General features: G+C 63.5%; 25 protein-coding genes. 10 read left to right on the top strand and 15 right to left on the bottom strand.

The window, feature by feature from the left end:
- Positions 1 to 2: 2 nt before the first annotated feature.
- A complete protein-coding gene (locus MRBLMU1_RS17705) occupies positions 3 to 983 on the bottom strand; it encodes a GGDEF domain-containing protein (protein WP_363503707.1) in 981 nt (326 codons plus the stop codon).
- 153 nt (positions 984 to 1,136) lie between these two features.
- Here MRBLMU1_RS17705 and MRBLMU1_RS17700 point away from each other — a divergent pair, with 153 nt between their 5' ends.
- Positions 1,137 to 1,919, top strand: coding sequence for a helical backbone metal receptor (locus tag MRBLMU1_RS17700; RefSeq protein WP_363503705.1), 783 nt, complete (start codon positions 1,137 to 1,139; stop codon positions 1,917 to 1,919).
- Positions 1,920 to 2,084: 165 nt separating this feature from the next.
- Here the strand turns inward: MRBLMU1_RS17700 and MRBLMU1_RS17695 are convergent, their stop codons facing one another.
- From MRBLMU1_RS17695 to MRBLMU1_RS17680, 4 genes are all read right to left on the bottom strand, one after another.
- Positions 2,085 to 2,456 carry an HPF/RaiA family ribosome-associated protein gene (locus tag MRBLMU1_RS17695; protein ID WP_363503703.1) on the bottom strand — a complete coding sequence of 124 codons (372 nt, stop codon included), beginning with the start codon at positions 2,454 to 2,456 and terminating at the stop codon, positions 2,085 to 2,087.
- Between the two features lie 70 nt (positions 2,457 to 2,526).
- Positions 2,527 to 3,195 carry a DUF1345 domain-containing protein gene (locus tag MRBLMU1_RS17690; protein WP_363503701.1) on the bottom strand — a complete coding sequence of 223 codons (669 nt, stop codon included), beginning with the start codon at positions 3,193 to 3,195 and terminating at the stop codon, positions 2,527 to 2,529.
- Positions 3,192 to 4,442: an MFS transporter gene (locus MRBLMU1_RS17685; RefSeq protein ID WP_363503699.1), complete on the bottom strand. Its 1,251-nt coding sequence runs from the start codon at positions 4,440 to 4,442 to the stop codon at positions 3,192 to 3,194. The genes MRBLMU1_RS17690 and MRBLMU1_RS17685 overlap by 4 nt, the downstream gene beginning before the upstream one ends.
- 63 nt (positions 4,443 to 4,505) lie before the next feature.
- Complete coding sequence (locus MRBLMU1_RS17680) at positions 4,506 to 5,534, bottom strand: CDP-6-deoxy-delta-3,4-glucoseen reductase (RefSeq protein WP_363503697.1); 1,029 nt, start codon at positions 5,532 to 5,534, stop codon at positions 4,506 to 4,508.
- 12 nt (positions 5,535 to 5,546) lie between these two features.
- Here MRBLMU1_RS17680 and MRBLMU1_RS17675 point away from each other — a divergent pair, with 12 nt between their 5' ends.
- Entirely contained in the window at positions 5,547 to 6,443 is an 897-nt protein-coding gene (locus MRBLMU1_RS17675) for an SDR family oxidoreductase (RefSeq protein WP_363503695.1), read from the top strand.
- A 48-nt stretch (positions 6,444 to 6,491) separates the two neighbouring features.
- Here the strand turns inward: MRBLMU1_RS17675 and MRBLMU1_RS17670 are convergent, their stop codons facing one another.
- Positions 6,492 to 6,743: a hypothetical protein gene (locus tag MRBLMU1_RS17670; protein ID WP_363503693.1), complete on the bottom strand. Its 252-nt coding sequence runs from the start codon at positions 6,741 to 6,743 to the stop codon at positions 6,492 to 6,494.
- Between the two features lie 281 nt (positions 6,744 to 7,024).
- Here MRBLMU1_RS17670 and MRBLMU1_RS17665 point away from each other — a divergent pair, with 281 nt between their 5' ends.
- The gene (locus MRBLMU1_RS17665) at positions 7,025 to 7,270 is read left to right on the top strand and encodes a hypothetical protein (protein WP_363503691.1); all 246 of its coding nucleotides are present in this window, start codon (positions 7,025 to 7,027) and stop codon (positions 7,268 to 7,270) included.
- A gap of 269 nt (positions 7,271 to 7,539) precedes the next feature.
- Positions 7,540 to 7,779, top strand: a complete 240-nt coding sequence (locus MRBLMU1_RS17660; RefSeq protein ID WP_008445950.1) for a hypothetical protein — start codon at positions 7,540 to 7,542, stop codon at positions 7,777 to 7,779.
- Positions 7,780 to 7,878: 99 nt separating this feature from the next.
- On the opposite strand, the gene MRBLMU1_RS17655 is transcribed toward MRBLMU1_RS17660, so the two are convergent.
- The 4 genes from MRBLMU1_RS17655 to MRBLMU1_RS17640 all read right to left on the bottom strand — a co-directional run bounded on the left by MRBLMU1_RS17655 (position 7,879) and on the right by MRBLMU1_RS17640 (position 13,079).
- Positions 7,879 to 8,079 (bottom strand): hypothetical protein, encoded by a 201-nt coding sequence (locus tag MRBLMU1_RS17655; RefSeq protein ID WP_363503689.1) that lies wholly within the window; start codon positions 8,077 to 8,079, stop codon positions 7,879 to 7,881.
- 185 nt (positions 8,080 to 8,264) lie between these two features.
- Complete coding sequence (locus MRBLMU1_RS17650; RefSeq protein ID WP_363503687.1) at positions 8,265 to 9,116, bottom strand: glycine-rich domain-containing protein; 852 nt, start codon at positions 9,114 to 9,116, stop codon at positions 8,265 to 8,267.
- 159 nt (positions 9,117 to 9,275) lie between these two features.
- Positions 9,276 to 11,105, bottom strand: a complete 1,830-nt coding sequence (locus MRBLMU1_RS17645) for a CHASE domain-containing protein (protein WP_363503685.1) — start codon at positions 11,103 to 11,105, stop codon at positions 9,276 to 9,278.
- Positions 11,106 to 11,312: 207 nt separating this feature from the next.
- Positions 11,313 to 13,079, bottom strand: coding sequence for a glutamine--tRNA ligase/YqeY domain fusion protein (locus tag MRBLMU1_RS17640; RefSeq protein WP_363503683.1), 1,767 nt, complete (start codon positions 13,077 to 13,079; stop codon positions 11,313 to 11,315).
- Positions 13,080 to 13,247: 168 nt separating this feature from the next.
- On the opposite strand from MRBLMU1_RS17640, the gene MRBLMU1_RS17635 reads away from it, so the two are divergent.
- The 4 genes from MRBLMU1_RS17635 to MRBLMU1_RS17620 all read left to right on the top strand — a co-directional run bounded on the left by MRBLMU1_RS17635 (position 13,248) and on the right by MRBLMU1_RS17620 (position 15,841).
- Positions 13,248 to 13,541: a DnaJ domain-containing protein gene (locus MRBLMU1_RS17635; RefSeq protein ID WP_315220665.1), complete on the top strand. Its 294-nt coding sequence runs from the start codon at positions 13,248 to 13,250 to the stop codon at positions 13,539 to 13,541.
- A 120-nt stretch (positions 13,542 to 13,661) separates the two neighbouring features.
- The gene (locus MRBLMU1_RS17630; RefSeq protein WP_363503680.1) at positions 13,662 to 14,159 is read left to right on the top strand and encodes a hypothetical protein; all 498 of its coding nucleotides are present in this window, start codon (positions 13,662 to 13,664) and stop codon (positions 14,157 to 14,159) included.
- Between the two features lie 3 nt (positions 14,160 to 14,162).
- The gene (locus tag MRBLMU1_RS17625) at positions 14,163 to 14,942 is read left to right on the top strand and encodes a hypothetical protein (protein ID WP_315220669.1); all 780 of its coding nucleotides are present in this window, start codon (positions 14,163 to 14,165) and stop codon (positions 14,940 to 14,942) included.
- 26 nt (positions 14,943 to 14,968) lie between these two features.
- Positions 14,969 to 15,841 (top strand): hypothetical protein, encoded by an 873-nt coding sequence (locus MRBLMU1_RS17620; protein ID WP_363503678.1) that lies wholly within the window; start codon positions 14,969 to 14,971, stop codon positions 15,839 to 15,841.
- A 23-nt stretch (positions 15,842 to 15,864) separates the two neighbouring features.
- On the opposite strand, the gene MRBLMU1_RS17615 is transcribed toward MRBLMU1_RS17620, so the two are convergent.
- Positions 15,865 to 16,758: a LysR family transcriptional regulator gene (locus MRBLMU1_RS17615; protein ID WP_363503676.1), complete on the bottom strand. Its 894-nt coding sequence runs from the start codon at positions 16,756 to 16,758 to the stop codon at positions 15,865 to 15,867.
- A 118-nt stretch (positions 16,759 to 16,876) separates the two neighbouring features.
- On the opposite strand from MRBLMU1_RS17615, the gene MRBLMU1_RS17610 reads away from it, so the two are divergent.
- Entirely contained in the window at positions 16,877 to 18,136 is a 1,260-nt protein-coding gene (locus MRBLMU1_RS17610; protein WP_363503674.1) for an MFS transporter, read from the top strand.
- On the opposite strand, the gene MRBLMU1_RS17605 is transcribed toward MRBLMU1_RS17610, so the two are convergent.
- On the bottom strand, positions 18,137 to 18,775 hold the full coding sequence (locus MRBLMU1_RS17605) for a hypothetical protein (protein WP_363503672.1): 639 nt from the start codon (positions 18,773 to 18,775) through the stop codon (positions 18,137 to 18,139). It lies immediately after the preceding gene.
- 72 nt (positions 18,776 to 18,847) lie between these two features.
- The gene (locus tag MRBLMU1_RS17600) at positions 18,848 to 22,096 is read right to left on the bottom strand and encodes an EAL domain-containing protein (protein WP_363503670.1); all 3,249 of its coding nucleotides are present in this window, start codon (positions 22,094 to 22,096) and stop codon (positions 18,848 to 18,850) included.
- A gap of 208 nt (positions 22,097 to 22,304) precedes the next feature.
- On the opposite strand from MRBLMU1_RS17600, the gene MRBLMU1_RS17595 reads away from it, so the two are divergent.
- Positions 22,305 to 22,634, top strand: coding sequence for a hypothetical protein (locus MRBLMU1_RS17595; protein ID WP_363503668.1), 330 nt, complete (start codon positions 22,305 to 22,307; stop codon positions 22,632 to 22,634).
- Between the two features lie 24 nt (positions 22,635 to 22,658).
- Here the strand turns inward: MRBLMU1_RS17595 and MRBLMU1_RS17590 are convergent, their stop codons facing one another.
- Positions 22,659 to 23,114, bottom strand: a complete 456-nt coding sequence (locus MRBLMU1_RS17590; RefSeq protein WP_363503666.1) for a GNAT family N-acetyltransferase — start codon at positions 23,112 to 23,114, stop codon at positions 22,659 to 22,661.
- 2 nt (positions 23,115 to 23,116) lie between these two features.
- Complete coding sequence (locus MRBLMU1_RS17585; protein ID WP_363503664.1) at positions 23,117 to 24,352, bottom strand: CaiB/BaiF CoA transferase family protein; 1,236 nt, start codon at positions 24,350 to 24,352, stop codon at positions 23,117 to 23,119.
- Positions 24,353 to 24,380 lie beyond the last annotated feature (28 nt).

Genomic DNA, 24,380 nt, shown 5'->3' with positions numbered 1-24,380 from the left:
GACTACGCCAGCTCTTCCTGCGCCACCTGATTGCGGCCCAGTTCCTTGGCGCGGTAGAGCGCGGCGTCGGCGACCGCGATCAGGTCTTGTTCGTTCTGGTGGGGCTGCAATATCGCGACGCCGAACGAGGCGGTGATGTGCGGCAGCGGCGCGCGCATGTCGCTGAACACCACCGCTTGCTGCATCCGTTCGCACAAGCGCTCGGCCACCGCCAGCGCAACCTTGCGCTGCGTGTCCGGCAGCAGCACCATCATTTCCTCGCCGCCGTAGCGCACGGCGAAATCGGTTGGGCGCAGCGCGCCGCTGAGCACCTGCGCGGCCGCGCGCAATGCCTGGTCGCCGGCCAGGTGGCCATGGCTGTCATTGAAACGTTTAAAGTGGTCCAGATCGATCATGATCAGCGCCAGCGGCGAGTTCGAGCCGTGCGCGGTGGTGATCATGGTCGGCAACAAATCGTTGAGCCAGGCGCGGTTGTACAGGCCCGTCAGGCCGTCGATCATCGACAGCTGGCGGTAGAATTCGCCCAGTTTCTGGCGCCGGCGCAGTTGGGCGTTGGCGGCGCGGATACGGAACGACAACAGGCGCAGCAGATTGCGCGCCAGCACGTTCGATTCATCGATCAATTGCCAGACGATCTCCGCCTCGATCACCAGCACGTCGCTTTCCTCCAACGCGGTGATGCTCGACAGATTGGCTTCCTCGTCGAGCACCGATTGCTCGCCCACGCTTTCGCCCGGCAGGATCTTGCTGACGGTGCCGTCGGCCATGCCGGTGCGGGTGTCCGTTGCCACCGACAGCGCGCCGCGCAGCACGATGTAGAGCCGCGCCTTGCTCGAGTCCATCACCGCTTCGTCCGCTTCCAGCCGCATGATGGGACAGTGCGCCAGCAGTTTGGCGATGGCGGCATCATCGTTCGCATTGCGCAACAGCTGCAAGTCGCTGATCCGATGGGGGGACGTGCCGAAGGTGCTGATCTGTTTCAAGATAATCTTTCAATAGCGCAGCGATTTGTGCTGGCAGGCATTCTTGTGATACCCAAACATCATACCCAAACGAGGGGGCCGGGTCACGTAGTTGTTGCGTGTTGTGGTGTGGAGTGCTTCAATGTTGCCATTGCTATCAAGACGGAAAACCTCATGACTTATATCGATGCGCTCGGCACTGCGCACCCGGCGGACCCGAACGCGCGCATCGTCTCGCTGGTGCCGTCGATTACCGAGCTGTTGTGCGATCTCGGCCTGGCGGAGCAACTGGTGGGACGTACCGGTTTCTGTATCCATCCCGCCGACGTCGTGCAGGCCATTCCCAAGGTGGGTGGCACCAAGGATGTCAACGTCGACAAGATCCGCAAGCTGGCGCCGACCCATCTCGTGGTCAATATCGATGAGAATGAAAAACCGACCGTCGAGGCGTTGGCTGAATTTATTCCCAATATTGTCGTCACACATCCGGTGCGGCCGCGCGATAACCTCGAACTGGCGCGCTTGATGGGCGGGGTGTTCGGCAGGGCGGCGGCGGCGGAGGCGTGGTGCGCGGAGTTCGAGGCGGAATATGCGTTGTTGCAGGCGGCGCCCAAGGGGCCGCCGCAGACGATGTTGTACTGTATCTGGCAGGACCCCTGGATGACGATTTCGCGCGATACCTATATCGCGCGCATGCTGGAGGAGATCGGCTGGAGCGTGCCGGATCTGGGCGAGGTGCGGTATCCGCAATTCGCGTGGTCTTCGGAGTTGGTGGCCGGCGTCGACGGCGTGCTGCTGTCGAGCGAACCGTATCGATTCACGGAGGCTCATGCGTTTGCGCTGGAGAAGCAGCTGGGCAAGCCGGTGCTGCTGGTCGATGGGGAGATGATGTCGTGGTATGGCAGCCGCTCGGTGCGGGGGCTGAGGTATTTGCGCGAGCTCGCCACGGGCCGGTGAAATCCTCTAAAACACGTAGGGCGGATTAGCGCGCAGCGCGTAATCCGCCATGAGCCGCCGACGGAACTTGGCGGATTACGCTACGCTAATCCGCCCTACGTGTCTCCGTGGCGTTTTGGCAGGCCCGGGGCGATGGCATGGCGTCGCGTCGGTACGAAGCCGAAATTACTCGTCCTCGTCCGTATCGGCCGTGGCGACAACAGGATCGGCCGCGTGGCGCTTGTCCTTGTCGTGCAGGCGGCCCAGGGCGCTGTCGAGCGCGCGTTTGAGTTTGTCGGCGGCGCCGCCGATCGATTGGTGCAGCGTGGCGGCATGGTCGCTCACGGCGATAGGCTTGTATCCGGTAACCCGGGCTTCCATCAGGACGCGGTTGTCGCCGTCGACTGATTTTTGACCCACATTGTCGCTCAGGTGCACTTCCACGCTGGTGATCTGCTCACCGAAGCGATGAAGCGCGTTGCTCACGACTGATTGCACATGCTCGTCCAGACCCGCGTTGCGATCGATGGTTTTGTCGGAATTAATATTGATCTGCATATGCTTGCTCCTGTGTTGTTGAACTGCGAATCAATATTACTCCTTTTTGCCTTAGGTTCTCGTTAAGTAGCTAACCGTTGATGAGCGACGCTGCAATATTGATGGAAAGACCGAGTATCGCCAGGTTGTAGAAGAAGCACAGCACCGACTGCCCTAGCACCACCTTGCGCATGCGCCGGCAGCGCACGGTCACGTCCGAGGTCTGCACCGCCACCGAGATCGTGAACGAGAAATACAGGAAGTCCCAGTAATTCGGCTTCAGGTGGCGGTCCGGGAAGCCCAGCGGCGGCTCGCCGCCGGCGTGGGTGTAGTACAGGTGCGCGTAGTGCGAGCAGAACATCACGCCCACCATGAACCAGGAACCCGTCAAGGTCAGCACCACGAAGCCGTAGTGCATCGCCAGATCGGCATGCGGCGCGTCCTTGAGCGTGGTCAGCTGCGAGACGATGGCGGCCAAGCTGATCATCACGGCGATCGACAAGGTCGCCAGAATCACCGGCCCTTTCTCGTCCTGGCGGCAGGCGGCGCGCTTGATGTCGTGCTGGTCGGCGCGCAGCATCATCCATCCCATCGTCGTCAGATAGACCCAGACCGTCACATCCCACGCCGTCAGCACGCGGCTGAGCCAGCGCCAGTGCCCTGGCAGCAAGGGCAGCACCACCGCCCCGATCACGATGGCCAAGGTCAGGTGGGGGCGGCTGTGCGCTATTTTGGGTAGGAAGTTCGGCAGGGATTTCATTTTTTGTCCTCATGCGGGAAGCGGTCCATGCGCGACAGGACCGGGAACAGCCAGGCCCACAGTCCCGTCACCGCCAGGGTGGCGGCGCCGCCGAACAGGACGGCGCGGGTCAGGCCCATCCAGCCGGCGGTGACGCCCGATTCGAATTCGCCCAGTTCGTTGGAGGCGCCGATGAACACCGAGTTGACGGCGCTGACACGGCCGCGTATCGCGTCCGGCGTTTCATATTGCACCAGCAGGTGCCGCACGTAGACGCTGATCATGTCGCCGGCGCCCATCAGGAACAGCGCCACCAGCGCGACGATGAAGGTGGAGGTGGCGCCGAGCACCAGCGTGCCGGCGCCGAACACGGCCACGCCGCCGAACATCCACATGCCGACCCGGCGCGTGATCGGGAAGAAGGCCAGCGCGATCGAGCACAGCGCGGCGCCGGCGCCGGGCGCGGTGCGCAGCATGCCCAGCCCGGTCGGACCAACGTGCAGCACGTCGTGCGCCAGCGCCGGCAGCAGCGCGGTGGCGCCGCCGAACAGCACGGCGAACAGGTCGAGCGAGATGGCGCCCAGCACCACCGGGCGCGAGCGCACGAACCGCAGGCCTTCCAGCACCGTGTGCCAGGTGGCCGGTTCGCGGTTGCTGGGCTGCTTGACCGATTTGACCATGCACATCATCACCACGGCGGCGACCAGCAGCGCCGAGGAAATCATATACACCGTTTTCGGTCCCGCCAGGTAGAACAGGCCGCCGAGGGTCGGCCCGAGGATCACGGCCACGTGGAAGCTAGACGAGCTCAGCGCGACGGCCTTGCTGAAGCTTTCCGGCGGCACCAGGTTGACCAGGATGGCCTGGGTGGCCGGCCCCATGAAGGCGCGCGCGCTGCCGAACAGCACCAGCACGGCGAACACCGGCCACACGGTGCTGAGTCCGGCCATGGTGAAGGCCAGCAAGGTCAGCCCGCATAGCAGCTGGGCGGCGAGCGCGATGGCGATCAGGTTGCGGCGGTCGTAGCGGTCGGCGGCGTGGCCGGCGATCAGGATCAGCAGCAGGAAGGGCGCGAACTGCGCCAGGCCGATCAGGCCGAGGTCGAACAGATTGTGCGTCATCGAATACACCTGCCAGCCGATGGCGACGTTCTGCATCTGGACGGCGAGGGTGGCGAGGGTGCGGGCGCTTAAGTACAGGGTGAAGTTGCGGTGGCGCAGAACGCTGAAACCATTGCTAGCGTTTGAAGAGGCGGTACTGTCTGACATTGGGGCTTTCTGGGAGCGGGGTCCTGGGACTCCGCATCCCAGTCCGCTCCCGGTTGGATGCTGTTACGGTTTGTTGATGTCGGCTTCCGTGGTGAAGGCGTCGGCGTAGAATTCCTCCTCCGGCAGGCGGCATTGCGCGACAAAGTCCTGCTTGGCCGAGTCGACCATCACCGGCGCGCCGCAGGCGTACACCTGGTGGCCGGACAGGTCGGGCAGGTCGGCCATGACGGCCGCGTGCACGTAGCCGGTGCGGCCGCTCCAGTTGTCCTCCGGCAGCGCGGCCGAGATCACCGGCACGTACTTGAAGTTGGGCAGGATCGCTTCCCACTGGCGGCACAGCGCGTCCATGTACAGGTCCTGCGGGCGGCGGCCGCCCCAGTACAGGGTCATCGGACGCTGCGAGTCCTGCGCGCGCAGATGTTCGACGATGGCCTTGATCGGCGCGAAGCCGGTGCCGGAGGCGAGCAGCACCATCGGCTTGTCGGTATCCTCGCGCACGAAGAAGGTGCCCATCGGGCCTTCGAAGCGCAGGATGTCGCGCTCCTTCATCGTGGTGAACACCTGGTCGGTGAACAGGCCGCCCGGCATGTGGCGGATGTGCAGGGTCAGCGGCTGGTCCTGGTCCGGCGGCGACGCCAGGCTGTAGCTGCGGCGCTTGCCGTCGCGCAGCATGAATTCGATATACTGGCCGGCGCGGAATTTCAGCGTTTCGTTGGCCGGCAATTGCAGGGTCATCACGACCACGTCCGGCGCCACTTTTTCCAGTGTCGCGACGCGCGATGGCATCTTGCGGATAGGATAGTCGTCGCTGCCGGCCACTTCGCGCGCTTCGATCACCAGGTCTGCGTGCGCGGTGGCGCAGCAGAACAGCGAGTAGCCGGCCGCCTCGTCCGCCTTGCTCAGCGCGCGTTCCTGGTGGGCCTTGTGCGTCACCGAGCCGGACAGGACCTTGCCGCGGCAGGAACTGCAGGCGCCGTTCTTGCAGCCGTAGGGCAGGCCGACACCGGCGCGGATGGCGGCCGCCAGCACGGTTTCGTCTTCCTCGCAGCTGAATTGGTGGCCGCTAGGCTGTACAGTAATTTGAAACGTCATACAATCCTTCGAATGAAAAACATCAAGCTAATCAATAACCATTCCCACGCATTCAACCGGCCGCGTCTGCTGATCGTCGGCTGCGGCGACGTCGGCATGCGCCTGGTGCCGCTGCTGCGGCGCCATTTCCGCGTGTTCGCCACCACCAGCCAACCCGAGCGCCGCGCCGAATTGCGCGCGCTGGGCGCCGTGCCGCTGGTGGCCGATCTCGACCATCCGGCCAGCCTGCGGCGCCTGGCCGGACTGGCCCGATACGTGGTGCACCTGGCGCCGCCGCCGGCCGAGGGCGCGTTGGACCGGCGCACACGTAACCTGACCGCCATTTTACCCGAGCAAGGCCGCATGGTTTATGTCAGCACCACCGGGGTGTACGGCGATTGTGGCGGAGCGTTGTTTGACGAGAGCCGTCCGGTAGCGCCGCGCAACCCCCGGGCCACGCGCCGGGTCGATGCGGAGTCGGTGCTGCGGCGTTGGGCCGTGCGTGCCGGTTCGGACCTGTCCATACTGCGCGTGCCGGGGATTTATGGAGCCGAGCGGCTGCCGATCAAGCGCTTGCAACAGGGCACGCCGGCCTTGCTGGCCGCCGAGGATGTGTATACCAACCACATCCATGCCGACGACCTGGCCGCGATCATCGTCAGCGCGCTGTTTGGCGGCTTGCCAAACCGTATCTACCACGCGGTCGATGACAGCGATATGAAGATGGCGGAATACTTCGACGCGGTGGCGGACGCTTTCGGCATGCAACGGCCGCCGCGTTTGCCGCGTGCCGAATTGCAACAGGTGATCACGCCGGCGCTGCTGTCGTTTATGTCCGAATCGCGCAGGCTGAGCAACGGACGCATCAAGCGGGAGCTGGGGGTGCGGCTGCGCTATCCGACGGTGGCGGGGATGCTGGCGGGGATGTGATGGTGGCGGGCGGCGGCCCGGCCGCCCGATGGTTGCTTATTTCTTTGCTTATTTCTTCTGCTGCACCTTGCGCAACTGCTGCTTGCGCTGGGTCTGATTCCGGTTCTGTTTGGCTTCGTAGAGCGCGGTGGCGTCTTTCTTCGCCTGTTCAACCGTGCGCATCTCTTCCTTGTCGTCGTGCGCGACGAAATAATCGGCGTCCTGCGCGTCGACCACCAGCTTGATCGCGGCCGCATCGTCGAGGTCGTAGATCTCGTGCAGCAGGGTGGTTACCTCATCGAGGAATTCTTCGTAGGTCATGGGCGCCTTAAGTGTTGTTGGATTGCGGTTGGTGGTCCGGCCGGAGGCGGGAAAACGTCATTTTAAACGACCGGATCACGTCGAGCGTGGCTACCCGCACATAGCAGCGCCGCGGCGCTTGTAGTTGCCCGACAAAAAGGTGTAAAAAGATACCGAGACTTATACCAGTGCAAGCCCGATGTCAGCTTTCTGTGTCAAACTATTAAGATGACTTGCTTGACGCGCATCAAACAAATCAGCGCTTGATGCGATATCGTTGTATCTCTAAGAGGAGCTCGCGTATGCCAGCCACTTTGCATCCGACGAAAGAGCAGGTTCGTGCCTACATGCAACTGCGTGAGTGCGCCCGCCGTCCGCCACCGACACCAGAAGAAATCCGTCGTCAGTTGGGCTGGCGCAGTCCGTCCAGCCACGTTGGCTTCGGGTCGGCCTCGACCATCTTTCTGCCAAGCACCATCGCGCAACTGGCCACCCTGATGGCCGTCGAATGGTGTTTCCGCGCCTCCGGCCTCAGCCGCCTCAACTGAGTTGCTACAAAACTTTACAATGTTTTATACCTTTTCTTGCAACAAATTTCTTCCTAGCATAAGAAATGGGTGTAAAATCTATCAAAATCTCACACAAAAACAGCTCGGGTTAGCCGTTCGTTAACAAAAACGTGTATTATCGCGGCTAGGCACTAAAAACCGGCATAAACGTTCGCGTTTTGTAGTGCTTCACTGGTAATTGAGCTAATAATTTTATTTACCCATGTGTCGTTTTTTTGCGAAAACGGCTACGAACCTACTTAAACATTATGTCTATCAAAGAAATCACCGCATCCCCAACCTACAATCCGAACCGCGTCCTCGACGCCATCATCGAAAAGCTGCAACTGAAAAACGATGCTGCGCTGTCGCGCGCGCTGGAAGTAGCACCTCCAGTCATCAGCAAAATTCGCCACAACACGCTCCCGATTGGTGCGACCATCCTGATCCGTATGCACGAGATCAGCGATTTCAGCATCCGCGAGCTGCGCGAACTGATGGCGGCCTGATAGGCGACCAACAAAAAAGACAACGGCGCGCACCTCTCGGTGACGCGCCGTTGTCTTAGGTGGGTCCGGTTTTGATCGGCCTGCCTTGGTTGGGTTCGCTTACGCTGACGTGCTGATCGTCGTGCCGATGCGCTGGCCGTTGCTGTTGACGGTGGGCGCGGTTGCCGCTTGCTGCGGCGGCGGTGCCGGTGGCGCCGCTTGCTCGGCAGGCTTGGGCGCGGCCTGGACCGGTTCCGCCTGGCGCGGCGGCGGCGTTGATTGGACTGCGGCGCTGTTTGAGGCGACTGAGTTGACGGCCATGATGAGCTCCCAAGACGGTGGAGTTCAGAGTATGCCACTTTTTTAATCATGCCGCGCGGTGGCGTGGCTTAATTTTGGTGGCCTCTGGCGCCGCCGTCGGACCACAGATGGCGGATTACGCTTCGCTAATCCGCCCTACGTGGTTTAGACGGGCGCCCGGTTTTGTGGCCGCCGCCGGTTGCTTCTTAGCTCAGGCTGGGACGGCCGCTGAACAGGCCGGGCTGGTTGGGGACTTTTGCGGATACGGCTTTCTCCGGGCTGCCGCAAAATGCGACTTTCTCTTCGGGAGAGCCGCAAAACGCGTTGGCCTGCTTTTCTGGGCTGCCACAAAACGCGTTGGCCTGTTTTTCGGGCGAACCACAAAACGCATTGGCTTGCTTCTCTGGCGAGCCGCAGAAGGCGTTGGCTTGCTTCTCGGGTGAGCCGCAGAAGGCATTGGCTTGTTTTTCAGGGGAGCCGCAGAAGGCGTTGGCTTGCTTCTCGGGAGAGCCGCAGAAGGCGTTTGCTTGTTTTTCAGGCGAGCCGCAGAAGGCGTTGGCCTGCTTCTCGGGCGAGCCACAGAAGGCGTTTGCTTGTTTTTCAGGCGAGCCGCAGAAGGCATTTGCCTGCATTTCAGGCGAGCCGCAGAAGGCGTTGGCTTGGGTCGCGCCTTCGAAGGCGCGCTTCGCCGGACGCACATAGTCCTCGCCGAATTCCGCTTCGTACAGTTCCTTCATCCGCTGCCCAATGCGCGCCAGCGCCGCTTCGTCTTCTTCGCCGCGCATGCCGACGTATGGGAAGTGGTGCAGGAAGTAGCCGAACACGGCCTCGCAATCGGCGGCGTACTTCATCGTGTCGAGGATATGGTAGTGCCAGAACGTGTCCACGTCGACCAGTGGCGAGGTCTGTTCGTGGGGGTATTTTTTCATCAGCGTCAGGAACCGGCGATATTCGAACTCGACAGCGTTGGCACGTTCCAGCGACCAGCCTTCGCCGGATTCTTTATGCATCAGCTTGACCTTGATTGGGTCCAGATCCAGGGCGTTGATGATGTTCATGGACATCTCCTCTAAATTGATACGGGTTAAGAAACATTGCGAAGCAATTGATTTTTGCCTAACTTTGCTTCTTCACATTTGATATTTATCAATGTTATTGAGGAAATTCCTACACGCCGATGACTTATCCTAGTCCCGACGTGGCAAACAGGAGGGTAGTCAGGCGATGACGTTGGCGGTCAGGTGGCCGGAGTCGTTGATATCGTTGATATCGTCGTTGGAGGCCGGGGGGACGTGGTCGATCGGCACCGAGATGGCGACCGTGGTGCCGGCATTGGGGCTGCCGATGATGGAGCAGACCCCTCCGAGCAAGCTGATGCGCTCCTCGATGCCGACCAGGCCGAACGACCCCACCTTGTTGCGATTGCTTGCCCGCATGCCGACACCGTTGTCGGTGATGGTCATGCTCAGCATGCCGCCGGCCTGCCGCAATTCCACCCGGACCAGGCTGGCGTGCGCGTGCTGGATGATATTGCTCAGCGATTCCTGCAACACGCGGAAGAAGGCGGTGGCGCAATGGTCGTCGATGCGGATATCGCGCTGGTGCTCGATCAGCTCGCACACCATGCCGGAGCGCTGGCGGAACTGGGCGATCTGCCATTCGACGGCGGCGTTCAGGCCCAAATCCAGCACGTTAGGACGCAGATCGTTGATGATGTGGCGCACGCTTTTGATGGTGCTGTCGATCTGGCTGAGCGTGCTTTTCGCGCGGGCGTGCAGGCGCGGATGGCGGTGCCGGGTACGGGTGGCCAGCATGTCGGCCTCGATGCGCAGCACCAGCAGGTTCTGGCCCAGGTCGTCATGGATCTCGCGCGCGATGCGCTTGCGCTCCTGCTCCTTGATCTGGTCGGCGTGCGCGGCCAGCCGGCGCAGCTTGTGGTGCGACTGCTGCAGCTTGGCCTGGCTGTCGCGCAGTTCCTTGGTCATGACCTTGGCCATCTTGATCGCCCGCATGCGCGACGACGATAGCGTGTGGATCAGCAAGTAGAACAGCAGCGAGCCGATAAAACCGGCCAGCATGGCCAGCCACGGCAGGAACAGGTCGAAGCGGCTGGACCAGGCCGCCTTGGGCGCGCTGAAATGGGCATGCCATTGGCGGCCGTTGAACGTCAGCGGCAGCACGATGCCGAACTGGTCGGCGGGGCGCACATTGTCGCCGCCGTTGGCCTTGTTGTCGAACAATAAGGCGGGCGCCGACGCCGCCGATGAGCGGTCGCTGCTTTCGCCGCCATCGTACAGGCGCAGGCGCACGTCGCGCACTTGCATCTGGTCCATCGCCAGCTGCACCAGGCGCGGCACGCTGAAGCCGATGCCGACCGAACCCCGGTAGGCGGCGCGGCGCTCCTCGGTGGTGGTCAGCGGCATATCCTTGCGGTACAGCGGCAGCCGGATCGCCATGCCGCCGCCCTGGCCGAAGCTGTCCATGTCGATCTGCTTGCCGGACGTGCTGATCTCGCCGGTGTCGCGCGCGTTGGCCAGCGCCTGCGCCACCGCCGGTTTGTGCGTGATATCGAGCCCGACCCGCCAGCGGAACGCCGCGATCGGCTCGATCATCGTGATGACCGAATAGTCGGCGCGGTGGCCGGTCGGCTGGATGACATAGTCGGGATAGCCGTTGGGGGTGCCGTCGCCGCTGCGGCGCGATACCTTTTCGAAATCCTCGCGCTGCGCTTCGGTGATGTACTCGGCGTAATTGATGCTGACGAGGGCGGGGAACTGGGTCGACAGTTTCAGTCCGCGCACGAAACGATGGAAGTCTTCGCGTTCGACCTTGCCGCTGGCGTCGAAGTAGCTGGCCGTCGCGCGCAGCACGTCCGCATAGGTGTCGATGCGCGAGCTGATGTGGTACTGGGCGTTGCGCGCCTGGTGCATGAAGCGCTCGCCGGCGTCGTACTCGACCATTTTATAGGCGGCGACATAGCACAGCGCGCCCACGCCCAGAGACAGCATGATGCCCGCCCACCAGACGGATTTTGGCGGGGAAAACATTTGTCGCTGCGCGAGAAGTACCTCCATTCCGATTGCCTTTCAAGCAACTTCCGTGATTTCCACCTTACTTGAATATAGAAAATATTGCTAATGCTAGTCAAGTAATTTTATAAATAACGCCATTTGTCCTGGACGCTTTTCCGGCACGGGGATGAAAAAACCGGCGCCTCCTCGCGGAGGGCGCCGGTCTTATGGTCGACAAAAGCCTTATTTGGCGACGAAGCTGTCTTTTAGCGTCACGATGCGGTTGAACACCGGTTTGCCGGCGCTCGAGTCGACGCGGTCGGCGACGAAGTAGCCGTGCCGTTCGAACTGGAAACGCTGGTCCGGCAGGGCCGCGCTCATGCCCGGCTCCAGATAGGCGGTGACCACTTCCTTGGCGTTCGGATTGAGCAACGACAGGAATTCCTTGCCGCCGGCGTCCGGCTGGGCGTCGGTGAACAGGCGGTCGAACAGGCGCACTTCGGCCTGCAGCGCGGTGGCGGCGGACACCCAGTGGATATTGCCCTTGACCTTGTAGTTGTCCGAACCGGGCGTGCCCGACTTGGAGTCCTGGAAGTAATTGACATGGACAGCGACCACTTTGCCGTTCTCATCCTTGTCGAAACCGGTGCATTCGGTCACGTAGCCGTGGCGCAGGCGCACGCGGCTGCCCGGCTTGTCGTCGATCGGCGGGTAGTAGCGGAAATAGCCCTTGCTCGGCACTTCCATGAAGTCCTCCTCCTCGATCCACAGCTCGCGCGTGATGGGGAAGGTGCGCACGCCCATTTCGGGGTGGTGCGGGTGGACCGGCGACGTGCATTCCTCGCTCTGGCCCTCGGGATAGTTGTCGATGATTAGCTTGAGCGGACGCAGCACGGCGGTGGCGCGCGGCGCCTTCGGATCGAGATCCTCGCGCAGGCAGCCTTCCAGCGTACTCATGTCGATCCAGCCGTCGGACTTGGTCACGCCGATGCGCTCGCAGAACAGCTGGATCGCCTCCGGCGTGTAGCCGCGCCGGCGCAGGCCGACGATGGTCGGCATGCGCGGATCGTCCCAGCCGCTGACGATGCCGTCCTCGACCAGCTGGCGCAGCTTGCGCTTGCTGGTGACGACGTAGGTCAGGTTCAGGCGCGAGAACTCGTACTGGCGCGGCAGCGGCAGCGTGAAGAAGCCGCCTTCGGCCAGTGTTTCCAGCAGCCAGTCGTAGAACGGGCGGTGGTCCTGGAATTCCAGCGTGCACAGCGAATGGGTAATGTTCTCCAGCGCGTCCGAGATCGGGTGCGTGTAGTCGTACATCGGATAGATGCACCAGGCGTCGCCGGTACGCACGTGGTGGGCGTGGCGGATGCGGTAGATGGCCGGGTCGCGCATGTTCATGTTCGGCGAGGACATGGCGTCCTCGCTGATTTTGGCACGCAGGATGTGCTCGCCGTCGGCGTATTTGCCGGCTTTCATGTCGCGGAAGATTTGCAGCGATTCCTCGCGCGGACGGTCGCGGAACGGCGAATTCTTGCCAGGCGTGTTGAAATTGCCGCGATTGGCCGCCATATCATCGGCCGACTGGCTGTCGACGTAGGCATAGCCCTTGCCGATCAGGTACTCGGCCATCGCGTACAGCTGGTCGAAGTAGTCGCTGGCGTAGTGCAAGTGGTGCTCGACGCCGCCGTCGGCCTTTGGGTAGTCGTAGTCGAACCCCAGCCACTTGACGCTGTCGATGATGGTATCGACGTATTCCTGCTCTTCCTTGGCCGGGTTGGTGTCGTCGAAGCGCAGGTTGCAGCGGCCCTGGTAGTCGCGCGCGAGGCCGAAGTTCAGGCAGATCGACTTGGCGTGACCGATGTGCAGGTAGCCGTTCGGCTCGGGCGGGAAGCGGGTGATTACACTAGGCATGCCTGCGCGCACGTGGGTGCCGGCGGCCTGGTCGTGATCGATGATCGCGCGCAGGAAGTTGGACGGTAAGGCGGGCGCTGGGCTGTTTTTTTCGTTGCTCATCTGAAAAGTGGGCTTTGCAAGAGTTCGTGTGAAGGGCATTTTACCGTATCCCCTCCGTGGGCTGAGGGGAAATGCTGCGTCGCGGCGGCCCGGCCGGGATAGCCGCTGGTGCGACGGGTATAATTCGCCTTTAATTGTTCGGCATAACGGCCCCAGGGAGTTTCCAAGATGGAAAATCATTACAACACGCTGGGTATCGCGCCTAACGCCACCGAAGACGAGATCAAAAAGATATACCGTTCGCTGGCGATGCGCTTTCACCCGGACCGCAACCAGGCACCCGGCGCCGAGGCGCGCTTCAAAAGCATCACCAAGGCCTACGAGATCCTGTCGGACCCGGTCAAGCGCGAGGAATACAACCAAAGCGTGAACCACCGCATCATCATCGATTCGGAGGCGGAAGCGTACCAGTTATGGCGCTCGGTGTTCAACCTGCACGGCACCGTCTTACCGCCAGCCTGAACCTGTGGACCGACGTGGCCACTAAAACACGTAGGGCAGATTAGGCGGCACGCCGTAATCGGCCACGCTCCGCCAGCGGCCCAAACACATATACACAGCATCAAAAAACGAAAGCAAGCAATGAGAAAAGTACACCCCGAATTCGCCTATCAATCGCGCGAACTGGAAGGCCAGATCGAAGGCATTCTGGGCGATCCGCCCGACCGCAAGAACTACCAGCGCATGATCGACGCGCTGGTGTCCGAGTACGCCAGCGGCGGCGGCATCGAGGATGTCAACATGCTGGCCTTCGCCCTGGTCGACCACATCGAGTTCAGCGACCCGAAAGGCCTGCTGGCCGAAGCCCAGGATTACGAGTTCGGCGACCCCGCCCGCGTGTTCACGATGGCCTCGTGCAAAGGCGAGGCTGCGCAACAGATGTACGCGGCGCTGGAAGAGAACCTGCCGGAGCTGGCGCGCCAGGCGATCATCACCGCCTTCCTGTTCAAGAACCCGCGCAAGTGGGACGACGACGACCAATCGCTGGAACAACTGTCGGCCAACGACGACGGCGACGATGTCGCGGACGAAGACAACGCGACCGACGACTTCGCCCAAATGTTCGACAAGGAGGATTAAACCATGTCCGACGAAAACAAAAGCAATCTGCCCGCGCTGAGCAAGCAAGTGACCGAACTGGTGCTGGCCGGCTCGCTGGGCCACGCCGAGCAAGCCTTCGCCGAAGCGGCCGACCAGTTCGGCGACCTGGCGGTGGTGGAAGTGTTGAGTAACATCCCGCCGCAAGTGACGGCGCTGCACATGGCCGGCTTCGACGGCGGCAAGATGTCGCTGGCGACCCTGCTGGTGCCGCCGAAGGCCTGGGCCGACAGCCTGGCCTTCTTCGCCGCGACCTGGCAGGACGACCTGATCGAGGACGACCCGGAGCGCATCGCCGAATCGCTGTTCGCGCATGTGCACGGCGTGGTGTTCTCGACCGACGACGAGGAGCGCCGCAGCGAACTGCTGCAGGCCGCCTCGGCGACCGACCACGGCGCCACCATCTTCGCCATCCTGTTCTCGATGGCGCCGAAGGAAATCCTGGAGGTGGCCGGCGAGATCATCGCCAAGGGCCCGTACCTGACCGGCCAGACCTCGTCCGACAACGACGTCGTGCCGCTGGCGATCGCGTTGGCGCAAGCCTCGGAAGACGGCTGGGACCGCTCGCTGTTCGAGCTGTTCCCCGAGTTCCGCCACAGCGCCGACCTGGCCGACGCGGAGTTCAGCGACGACCCGGACGACGAGCCGACCTTCCTGCAGCGTTCGACCAAGGAATTGCTGTACCGCTTGCGCAAGCAGGTACCGTCGACACGCAGCGCCAAGGCGGGTTCGCGCCGCAGCGTCGGCACCGGCATCTTCTCTTGATGGAATATTCGAAGGATACCGAATCGATGCTTCCAGCATTAGTAGTAGAGAATTTGCCGCGCCTGACGCGCGCGATCCAGCAACTGGCGACCCATCCGGACGATGACGCCGCCTATGCGCTGGCCGACGAGCTGACCGGCATCACGGCGATGGTGGCCGAAAAGTTCACCAACGACCGCACCGCCGAGGGCATCCAGAAGGCGCTGCAGTTGACGGTGGGCGGGGTGTCGCTGGGGCTCGATCATGTGATCCCGAACGATACGGATCTGGCGGCGCTGGATTATCTGATCGAGCACGGCGCCGAGCATGCTTTCCAGATCGGTTTCCGGATGATCAAGGAGCTGTCGGCGTTGCCGGAGGATACCCTGGTCGGCGAATACGACACCGATCCGGTGTATTCGGCGCGCCGGCTGCGCGACCTGTTCATCGAGCTGTGCCAGACCGATCCGAACCAGAACTGGAACGGCGGCGACCGGTATTCGGTCATGCTAAAGCAGCGCAAGGAGGTGCAGGCGATCGTGCGGCTGGCCGGGTGGCTGCGCCGGCACAACACCGAGGGGCCGGTCAGCGATACGGATTTGAATGCCGAGGGCGTGATCGCGCTGGCGATCATCTTCGCGATCGAGGGCGGGGGCAGGGTGGTCGCGCGCACCGGACAGAAGGAGTTCGAGCGTTTCGTCAAATCGGTGCGCAAGAACAAGCCGGATTACGAGGAGGGTTGGGCGGCGCTGGTGGCCAAGGTGCCGGTGCAGCATCATCCGGTGTTGTTGGACCGGATCGAGAGTTATCGCCAGACTTGTACCGTGATTCAGCATATCAAGGGGCGCACCGCGATGAAGACCTTGTTCGCCGAGCTGGAGAATTATGCCGGGTCGGAGTTGGACGCCGATTATTCGTAATTGACGGATGGGCTGACGGCGGCTCACCCGCTTGCGGCCTCCAACGCGATCGCCCTGAACGCGGCCACCAGCGGCGATATCTCGTCCTTGCGCTGCGCCAGCAGCAGCGCCGTGGTCGCATCCTTGTCCGCCAGCGGCCGGTACAGCACCCCGCTCAAGCGGATGATGTCGAACGAACTCGGCAACACCGCGATCCCGAACCCCGCCGCCACCAATCCCGCCATCGTCGACGCCTCGCCGGCCTCCATCGCGATCGTCGGCTCGAACCCGGCCGCGCGGCACAGCCGGAAAATCTGCGGGTGGATGCCGGTGCCGGCCGTCTTCGGATACATCACCAGTGGCTGCCCCTCCAGATCGCTGATCCGCAACGTTTCCCGGGCCGCCAACGGATGCTCCTCCGGCAGTACCATCACCAGCGGATCACGCCGCAACTCGGTCGTCATCACCGCCTCGGGCAGCGCCGACTCCGGCGGCCGCACCAGCCCCAGATCGAGCTCGCGGCTGGCCAGCGCGTTGATCTGCGCCAGCGTCGATCGTTCATGCAAGGTCAGGGTGACGCCGGGATAGCGCTGGCGGTAGCGGTTGATGACGGTCGCGAACAGCGGCGTCAGCGGCGTCGAAAACGTAAAGCCGACGCGCAATTCCCCGGCCTCGCCACGCTCGGCCCGGCGTGCCGTCTGCACCGCCTGTTCCGACAGCGACAGCACGCGGCGCGCATCGTCCAGGAACAGTTTTCCGGCTTCCGTCAGGCGCACCCAGCGCTTGCTGCGCTCCAGTAACTGAGCGCCCACTTCCGCTTCCAGCATCTGGATCTGGTGGCTCAGCGGCGGTTGACCGATGTGCAGGCGCTCGGCGGCGCGGGTAAAGCTCAGCTCCTCGGCGACCGCGACGAAGTAGCGCAAATGACGTAATTCCAATGTTGAACCCTTGACTTGTTATCTCTTAAAAGTATGACTAACGACTTAAATATATATTGGACAGTCGTATAGTGCAATCCTAAGATGACACCATCGAGTTTTGCATCGGAATACCAATATGTCTTCAAGCACAGCGTCGGCCTCGGCTTTACCCGTTGCGCCGCCACCGTACACCCCGGCGCCACGCATCGCCGCCGGCAGCACGGAATTCAAACGCAGCAACCGCGCCATGTTCTTCGGCGGCTTTTCCTGTTTCGCGCTGCTGTACTGCGTTCAGCCGTTGATGCCGTTGTTGTCCCACGAGTTCGCGTTGAGCGCGGCGCAGAGCAGCATGGTGTTATCGGTGTCGACCGCCGCGCTGGCCTTGTCGCTGGTGGCGTCGAGCGCGATGTCCGAGCGCCTCGGCCGCAAGCCGCTGATGGTGGCCGCGATGGCGATCGCCGCGCTGATGACGATACTGAGCGCGTTCGCCCACAACTATCCGCAATTGTTGGCGATGCGCGCGTTGCTCGGCATCGCGCTGGGCGGCATGCCGGCCATCGCCATGGCCTACCTGGGCGAGGAGATTGAGCCGGGTTCGCTGGGCTTGTCGATGGGCCTGTACATCAGCGGCAGCGCCTTCGGCGGCATGGCGGGGCGCGTCATCACGTCGGTGCTGAGCGACCATTTTTCGTGGCGGCTGGCGGTCGGCGCGGTCGGGGTGGCCGGCGTGCTGGCGGCATGGGAATTCTGGCGCAGCCTGCCGGCCTCGCGTCATTTCGTGCCGTCCGGCGGCGGCGTGCGCTCGATGGCCTCGGGTTTCAAACTCCATCTGTCCGATCCGGGCATGCCGTGGCTGTTCGCGCTGGCCTTCCTGCTGATGGGCGCTTTCGTCAGCCTGTACAACTACATCGGCTACCGCCTGCTGGGCGCGCCGTTCGGCTTGAACCATAGCCTGGTCGGGGCGGTGTCGTTCCTGTATCTGCTGGGGATCTACAGCTCGGTCTGGGCCGGGCGCCTGGCCGACCGCTTCGGCCGCCGCCATGTGTTGTGGGCGGTGATGGCCATCATGATCGTCGGCTTGCTGCTGACCTTGTCCAATTGGCTGCCGCTGATCGTGGCCGGCGTGGCGCTGTTCACCTACGGCTTCTTCGCCACGCACTCGGTGGCCAGCAGCTGGGTCGGGCGGCGCGCGACCACCAGCAAGGCGCTGGCGTCGGCGCTGTACCTGTTCTTCTATTACCTTGGCTCGAGCGTGATCGGTTCGGCCACCGGCGTCATGTGGGGCCGCGACGGCTGGCCCGGCGTGGTGATGGTGCTGGGCCTGGCGCTGACGCTGGCGATGCTGGTGGCGCTGCGCCTGCGGCGCTTGGCGCCGCTGGGCGCGGCCGAAAAATAATTAGCGCGGACACTCGGTGTAGCTCTTCCTGCCGTCCGGATGGATGTTGATGCAATAGGTCAGCAGGGCGGTGATGATTTTGTAGGTACGGGTCTTGTTCTCGCCGTCCGGGGTGCTGAGCTCCACCATTCTGGCGCCTTGATACCATTTCGGCGGCACCGCCTCGTGGGCGGCGTCGAAGCCGCGTTGCAGCCGTGCCTGTTTGCTGTCGGGCGGCGGCAGCGGTTCGGCGATGGGGAAGGTCTTGCGTAATTCCTTGTCGATCTTGCCGGCGTCGAGCCTGGCTTGCGCCAGGATGCCGTCGGTGCCGGGCGGCGGCGCGGCCTGTGTTTGCGCGAAGGGATCGTAGGGAGCTGGCGCTGGCGTGCTTTCGCTTGGCGCGATCGGCGCCGCCGACACGGGCTCTGCGATCGGAGAAAACTTCCGGGGCGCGGCGGGCTGCGTCTTGATGCGGGGCGCCGGTGCCGCCACGCGCGGCGCTGCCACTTTCGGCACAGGCAGCAGCCATTGAATCGCGTCGCGTGGAGCGCGGGGGGCGTTCGCCACACGTTGGCTTTGCAGGAAAAAACAAAGCACCGCGAGGTGCGCGACGCCGGTCAGAAGCAAGCCCGGCCAACGCTTTTGACGTTGTAGTTTCATGGCCGGCATTGTAGCCGGGCCGCTGGCTGCGATTTATCTTTGTTGCAAGTACCGCGCCGTGGTCCCCGCGGTCTATTCCGGCGGTTCCCGACCGTCGTCGTCGGCATGCAGCAGCCGGTGGTATTCGAACGCTTCCCGTATGTTCTCGCGCAAGGTCTCGTCGTCCCATGGCTTGGTGTAGAAGCGGTAGATCTCGCCGCGGTTGATGGCGTTGAGCACCGATTCCAGGTCGGCGTAGCCGGACAGGATGATGCGTATCGTGCCCGGGTACATGTTCTTGACCCGGCTGAGGAATTCGGTGCCGTTCATGCCCGGCATGCGCTGGTCGCTGATGACCACCTGCACCTCGTTCATGGCGAGCATGTCGAACGCCTGCTCGGCCGTCTCGGCGCTCAGGATATGGTAGCCGTCCACCCGGAACAGCCGTTTCAGCGACGAGCGGATCGACGATTCGTCGTCCAGTAGCAGCAAGGTCTGCTGCTGGCGCTGTGCCGAGCTCAACTGCGGCGCCAGGCCGCGTTCCTGCCGCAGCAACTCGGCGAAGTCGCCCGGCAGCAGCGGCTTGCTGAAGAAGTAACCCTGCATCTCGTCGCAGCCGTGGCGCCGCAGGTAGGCCAGCTGGGCCTCGGTTTCGACACCCTCGGCGATCACCTTGAAGCCCAGGCTGTGGCCGAGCGCCAGTACCGAGCGCACGATCGCCGCCACCTTCGGCTCGGTCAGCATCTCGCGCGTGAAGGACTGGTCGATCTTCAGGTAGTCGACCGGGAACTGCTTCAGGTAGGCCAGGCTCGAATAGCCGGTGCCGAAGTCGTCGATCGACAGCGCGATGCCGAGCCGCTTGAGTTGCTCGACCACTTCCACCGCCTCGCCGACGTTGTGCATCATCAGGCTCTCGGTCAGTTCCAGTTCCAGGTACTGCGCCTCCAGGCCGCTGTCGTGCAGGGCCGCCAGGATCTCGCCGGTCAAGGCCGGATCGCGGAACTGGCGCGCCGACAGGTTGACCGCCACCCGCAGCGGCGTCAGTCCCGCCGCCTGCCAGGCCTTGTTCTGCGCGCAGGCGGTGCGCAGCACCCAGCGGCCGATCGCCACGATCATGCCGGTCTCCTCGGCCACGCCGATGAAACGCGCCGGCGACACCACGCCCATGGCCGGATGGTGCCAGCGCAGCAGCGCCTCCATGCCCACCACGGCGCCGCTGCGCAAATCGACCTTGGGCTGGTATTGCAAGCTCAATTCGTTGCGCGGCAGCGCGTGGCGCAGCTCGGCCTCGATCATGGTGCGCTCGGCGATGCGCGTGTGCATGGCCGCCTCGTAGAACTGGATCTGGTTGCGCCCGGCCTCCTTGGCGCGGTACATGGCGATGTCGGCGTGCTTGAGAAGTTGCTGCGGTTCGGCGCCGTCGTTGGGGTAGACGCTGACGCCGATGCTGCAGGTGACGGTGAACAGCTGCTTGCCCAGCGCCACCGGCGCGCTGACGGCGTCGAGCACGCGCTCGAGCAACAGCGACATGGCGCGGCCGTCGGCGTCCGGCATCAGCAGCAGGAACTCGTCGCCGCCGAGCCGGGCGACGGTGTCGCTCGTGTCGAGGCAGGCGCTCAGGCGGGCGCCGATGGTGCACAGCAGCTCGTCGCCGGCCTGGTGGCCTTCGCTGTCGTTGACCAGCTTGAAGTTGTCGAGGTCGATGAACGCGACCCACACGCCATGGCCGTAGCGCTGGGCGTAGCTGATGGCCTGCGCCATGCGGTCGCCGAACAGCGCGCGGTTGGGCAGGCCGGTCAGCGCGTCGTGGCTGGCCTGGTGCTCCAGCTGCTCCTGGTAGTTGATGGTTTCGGTCAGGTCGGTCAGCACGCAGACGTGGTGGGTGATCTCCGCGCCGGTGTGCACCGGCGCCAGATGCAGCTGGGTCCACAGCGGCGTGCCATCGCGATGGCGCGCGCCCATCAACAAGGTCACCTCGAGACGCGATTGCAGCGCCGCGCGCAGCGCCTCGCCGTCGTCGCTGTGCTCTTCATTGCCGAGCAACTGATCCAGGCGCCGGCCGTTGGCGTCGGCGCCGCTGTGGCCGAACAGGCGGGCGAAGGCGGGGTTGGCGTACTCGATCAGGTCGCCGTCCGGCCCGTGCGCGGTGATGACGATGGCGTTGACGCTGGCTTCGAGCGCGCGGCCGCGCAATTGCAGCATCATCTCGTTCTGTTTGCGTTCGCTGATGTCCTCGATCATGCCCAGCACGCCGATGATGTTGCCGTGCTGGTCGTGGAACGGCAGCTTGTTGATCAGGAACCAGTGCACCGTGCCGTCGGCCAGCGTCATGTGGTCCTGGCGGTCCAGCTGCGGCCGGCCGGTGGCGACGATGACGCTGTCCTCGGCACGGATGGCCTCGGCGTTGTGCGCGCACGGCAGCTGCTCGTCGCGCTTGCCGGCCACTTGTGAGGTGCTAGCGAGTCCGGCGGCGCGGGCGAACACTTCGTTGCCGCCGAGGTAGTTGCCGTCGAGCCCCTTCCAGAAAATCTGGTGCGGGATCTGGTTGATGACCAGGTTCTTGAGCTCGCGCGAGGCGTGCAGCTCGGCCGCCATTTGCAATTGTTCGGTGACGTCGTGGACGACGACGAAGCGCGACGGGTGGCCGGCGATGGTCACCGAATGCGACGAGATCTCGACCTCGATATGGCTGCCGTCGCGCTTGACGTGGGTCCAGCTGCCGGCGCGCTCGGCGCCCTTGACCGGGGCGGCGGCCAGGTTGCGTTCCAGCCGCTCGAGCTGTTCGGGCGGGCGGATGTCCTTGATCGTCATCTGCAGGAATTCGGCCTCCGTGTAGCCGTAGTGGGCGACGGCGGCGGCGTTGACGACCAGGAAGCGTAGCGTTTGCAAGTCATACACCCACATCGGTTGCGGATGGGCTTCGAACAGGTGCTTGAAGCGCAGTCGCGACTCGAACACGTCGTAGTCGTCGAGCGGATACGACAGGCACAGGTATTGGCCCGGCTGGTGCGGCGTGGCGCGGCGCCATTCCACCGTCTGCGTGACCATGTGCGGAACGCCGCCGGCGCCAACCAGCTCCAGCTCGCCGCGCCAGTAGCCGCGCGCGCGCGCCGTCGGCAGCGCCTCGTCCTTGAGCATGGGCACCGACCAGGTCGCATACAGCGAGGCGGCCGGCGCCACGTCCGCGATGGGGCCGAGCGCGGAGCGGGTGTGGCCGTTGAACCACAGCAGACCGCCGCCTTCGTCGATCGAAAAAGCGAAATAGGGACTGTGGGCGAAAAACTGCTCCAACGGCTGGTGTTCGGGGTCGCGGAGGTGTGCGGAGTACTGGTGGCTGTCCATGTCCGTTCTGGGGTGCGGGCTTTGTTAATTAATACTAACAGATGCGGCTCGGCGTGCGTAGCACAGCTGGCTCATCCGGGGGCGCGGCGATTTCGATGGCGGTCTGACGTGCGTCAATGGGCGGACGCGGTGGCTGAAACTGGCGGTATTGGCGAGGGTCGAATCTGCACTGGCACGCCTGTGCCTGATCCTACAGGGAGGAGTCACCATGCTGCAAACGAACGACATCGAGCACCGGTTCCATTTACTTGAGCAAGCGATAGGCCAGGCGGCGCAGGCGAGTTCCGCCGAGCCCAATCTTCCGAGCGAGCTGCGCGACAGCATCCAGCGCGTGGACCGGCTGTCGGACACGGCGCGCGAGATCTTGCTGTCGCAGGACGGGCAGCGCATCCACAAGCTGATCCGCGATATGGAATTGATGGCCGAGCGCGCCAAGCGGGTGTGCGCCAACATTCCGCAATTGTCCGCGCAGATGAAGGGCTCGGTCACTTACATGCACAGTCAGATCATCGAGTTGAAGCGGGATGTTTTAAGGTGAGGCGCACGTGGCGGATGTGCCGCGCTAATCCGCCACCTTGATCACCGCGATCATCTCGCCGATCTCGTCCAGGCCGGTCTCCTCGAAGCCGAAGCTTTGGTAGAACGTCCGCGCGGCGACGTTGCCCGGCTTGTAGCAAATCGTGATCAGCTTGACGTCCGGCTTGGCCCTGAGCTCTTCCAGCAGCAGTTCCATCGCGCGCCGGCCTATGCCCTTTCCCTGGCGGGGGAAGTCCACCATGAAGCGGTAGATGCCATATTCACCGGGATTGTCGTTCGACTGGCGGTCGTACAGCAGGAAGCCCGCCGGCTCGCCGTCGCAGTAGATGCCGCGCGGGATGTAATCGGCGTAGAACTTGGCCTGCGCGATCGAGAAGGCATTGCTGGCGATGTAATCGCGTTGGTGTTCGGGCAGCTCCATGGCCATGAAGGCCTCGAAGTTGTGACCGGTGATTTCTTTCAATGTTACGTTGCTGCTCATGCTTAAAGAACTCCTTTGTTGCGCAGGGTGGCGATGTCGGCTTCGCTGTGGCCGAGCAAGTCGCGCAGCACTTCGTCGGTGTGCTGGCCCAGCAGCGGCGGTGGCAAGGTCGACGCGGCGTCGGCCGGCGCGCCGGACATGCGCATCGGACTGCGCACCAGCTTGACCTTGCCGGCGGTTGGGTGCGGCACCTCCATCACCAGTTCGCGCGCCAGCACCTGCGGATTTTGATAGACATCGTCGAGGTTGTTGATCGGGCCGCACGGCACGCCGACGGCCTCCAGCGTGTCGATCCAGAAATCGCGGCTTTGCGTCAGCACCATGGCCGCCAGCAGCGGCACCAGTTCGTCGCGGTTCTTCACGCGCAGCGGATTGGTGGCGTAGCGCTCGTGGAAGGCCAGGTCGCCGCGCCCGCCCGCTTCGACGAACTTTTGATACTGGCCGTCGTTGCCGGTGGCGACGATGATGTAGCCGTCCGAACAGGCGAAGGTTTGATACGGCACGATGTTCGGATGGGCGTTGCCCCAGCGCTTGGGCGGCTTGCCGCTGTTCAGGTAGTTGCTGCCCATGTTGGCCAGCATCGCCACCTGCACGTCGAGCAGCGCCAGGTCGATGTACTGGCCGGTGCCGTCGCGGTCGCGCTGCGTCAGCGCCGCGAGGATGGCGATGGTGGCGTACATGCCGGTCATCAGGTCGGTCAGCGCGACGCCGGCTTTTTGCGGGCCGCCGCCGGGCAGGTCGTCGCGCTCGCCGGTCACCGACATCAGCCCGCCCATGCCCTGGATCAGGAAATCGTAGCCGGCGCGGTGCGCGTACGGGCCGTCCTGGCCGAAGCCGGTCACCGAGCAATAGACCAGGTCCGGCTTGATGGCCTTGAGCGAGTCGTAGTCGAGGCCGTAGCGTTTCAGTTGGCCGACCTTGTAGTTTTCCAGCACCACGTCGCAATGCTTGACCAGCTCGCGCAGCAGCGCCTGGCCCTCGGCGCTGGCGATGTCCACCGTGACCGAGCGCTTGCCGCGGTTGGCGGCCAGGTAGTAGGCGGCCTCGGTGGTGTCGTTGCCGTCGGCGTCCCGGGCGTAGGGCGGGCCCCAGGCGCGCGTGTCGTCGCCGGCGCCGGGGCGTTCGATCTTGATGACGTCGGCGCCCAGGTCGGCCAGGTTCTGCGAGCACCAGGGGCCGGCCAGCACCCGGCTCAGATCGAGCACGCGGATGTGGCTTAACGCTTTTTGAGCTGTCATGATATGTCTAACCTTTTGAGTAATCCTA

This window comes from Burkholderia sp. LMU1-1-1.1, assembly GCF_040675865.1.
Taxonomy (GTDB): domain Bacteria; phylum Pseudomonadota; class Gammaproteobacteria; order Burkholderiales; family Burkholderiaceae_D; genus Rugamonas.
This window is presented reverse-complemented; position numbering and strand designations above follow the sequence as displayed.

What these genes read in the sequence shown, in the direction of transcription:
- MRBLMU1_RS17640 (WP_363503683.1), bottom strand. Translation starts at nt 13,079, where the DNA reads ATGAGCAACGAAAAAAACAGCCCAGCGCCCGCCTTACCGTCCAACTTC.
- MRBLMU1_RS17605 (WP_363503672.1), bottom strand. Translation starts at nt 18,775, where the DNA reads ATGAAACTACAACGTCAAAAGCGTTGGCCGGGCTTGCTTCTGACCGGC.
- MRBLMU1_RS17655 (WP_363503689.1), bottom strand. Translation starts at nt 8,079, where the DNA reads ATGGCCGTCAACTCAGTCGCCTCAAACAGCGCCGCAGTCCAATCAACG.
- MRBLMU1_RS17610 (WP_363503674.1), top strand. Translation starts at nt 16,877, where the DNA reads ATGTCTTCAAGCACAGCGTCGGCCTCGGCTTTACCCGTTGCGCCGCCA.
- MRBLMU1_RS17665 (WP_363503691.1), top strand. Translation starts at nt 7,025, where the DNA reads ATGCCAGCCACTTTGCATCCGACGAAAGAGCAGGTTCGTGCCTACATG.
- MRBLMU1_RS17650 (WP_363503687.1), bottom strand. Translation starts at nt 9,116, where the DNA reads ATGAACATCATCAACGCCCTGGATCTGGACCCAATCAAGGTCAAGCTG.
- MRBLMU1_RS17620 (WP_363503678.1), top strand. Translation starts at nt 14,969, where the DNA reads ATGCTTCCAGCATTAGTAGTAGAGAATTTGCCGCGCCTGACGCGCGCG.
- MRBLMU1_RS17600 (WP_363503670.1), bottom strand. Translation starts at nt 22,096, where the DNA reads ATGGACAGCCACCAGTACTCCGCACACCTCCGCGACCCCGAACACCAG.
- MRBLMU1_RS17695 (WP_363503703.1), bottom strand. Translation starts at nt 2,456, where the DNA reads ATGCAGATCAATATTAATTCCGACAAAACCATCGATCGCAACGCGGGT.
- MRBLMU1_RS17680 (WP_363503697.1), bottom strand. Translation starts at nt 5,534, where the DNA reads ATGACGTTTCAAATTACTGTACAGCCTAGCGGCCACCAATTCAGCTGC.
- MRBLMU1_RS17675 (WP_363503695.1), top strand. Translation starts at nt 5,547, where the DNA reads ATGAAAAACATCAAGCTAATCAATAACCATTCCCACGCATTCAACCGG.
- MRBLMU1_RS17625 (WP_315220669.1), top strand. Translation starts at nt 14,163, where the DNA reads ATGTCCGACGAAAACAAAAGCAATCTGCCCGCGCTGAGCAAGCAAGTG.
- MRBLMU1_RS17585 (WP_363503664.1), bottom strand. Translation starts at nt 24,352, where the DNA reads ATGACAGCTCAAAAAGCGTTAAGCCACATCCGCGTGCTCGATCTGAGC.
- MRBLMU1_RS17595 (WP_363503668.1), top strand. Translation starts at nt 22,305, where the DNA reads ATGCTGCAAACGAACGACATCGAGCACCGGTTCCATTTACTTGAGCAA.
- MRBLMU1_RS17645 (WP_363503685.1), bottom strand. Translation starts at nt 11,105, where the DNA reads ATGTTTTCCCCGCCAAAATCCGTCTGGTGGGCGGGCATCATGCTGTCT.
- MRBLMU1_RS17590 (WP_363503666.1), bottom strand. Translation starts at nt 23,114, where the DNA reads ATGAGCAGCAACGTAACATTGAAAGAAATCACCGGTCACAACTTCGAG.
- MRBLMU1_RS17700 (WP_363503705.1), top strand. Translation starts at nt 1,137, where the DNA reads ATGACTTATATCGATGCGCTCGGCACTGCGCACCCGGCGGACCCGAAC.
- MRBLMU1_RS17660 (WP_008445950.1), top strand. Translation starts at nt 7,540, where the DNA reads ATGTCTATCAAAGAAATCACCGCATCCCCAACCTACAATCCGAACCGC.
- MRBLMU1_RS17635 (WP_315220665.1), top strand. Translation starts at nt 13,248, where the DNA reads ATGGAAAATCATTACAACACGCTGGGTATCGCGCCTAACGCCACCGAA.
- MRBLMU1_RS17670 (WP_363503693.1), bottom strand. Translation starts at nt 6,743, where the DNA reads ATGACCTACGAAGAATTCCTCGATGAGGTAACCACCCTGCTGCACGAG.
- MRBLMU1_RS17685 (WP_363503699.1), bottom strand. Translation starts at nt 4,442, where the DNA reads ATGTCAGACAGTACCGCCTCTTCAAACGCTAGCAATGGTTTCAGCGTT.
- MRBLMU1_RS17630 (WP_363503680.1), top strand. Translation starts at nt 13,662, where the DNA reads ATGAGAAAAGTACACCCCGAATTCGCCTATCAATCGCGCGAACTGGAA.
- MRBLMU1_RS17690 (WP_363503701.1), bottom strand. Translation starts at nt 3,195, where the DNA reads ATGAAATCCCTGCCGAACTTCCTACCCAAAATAGCGCACAGCCGCCCC.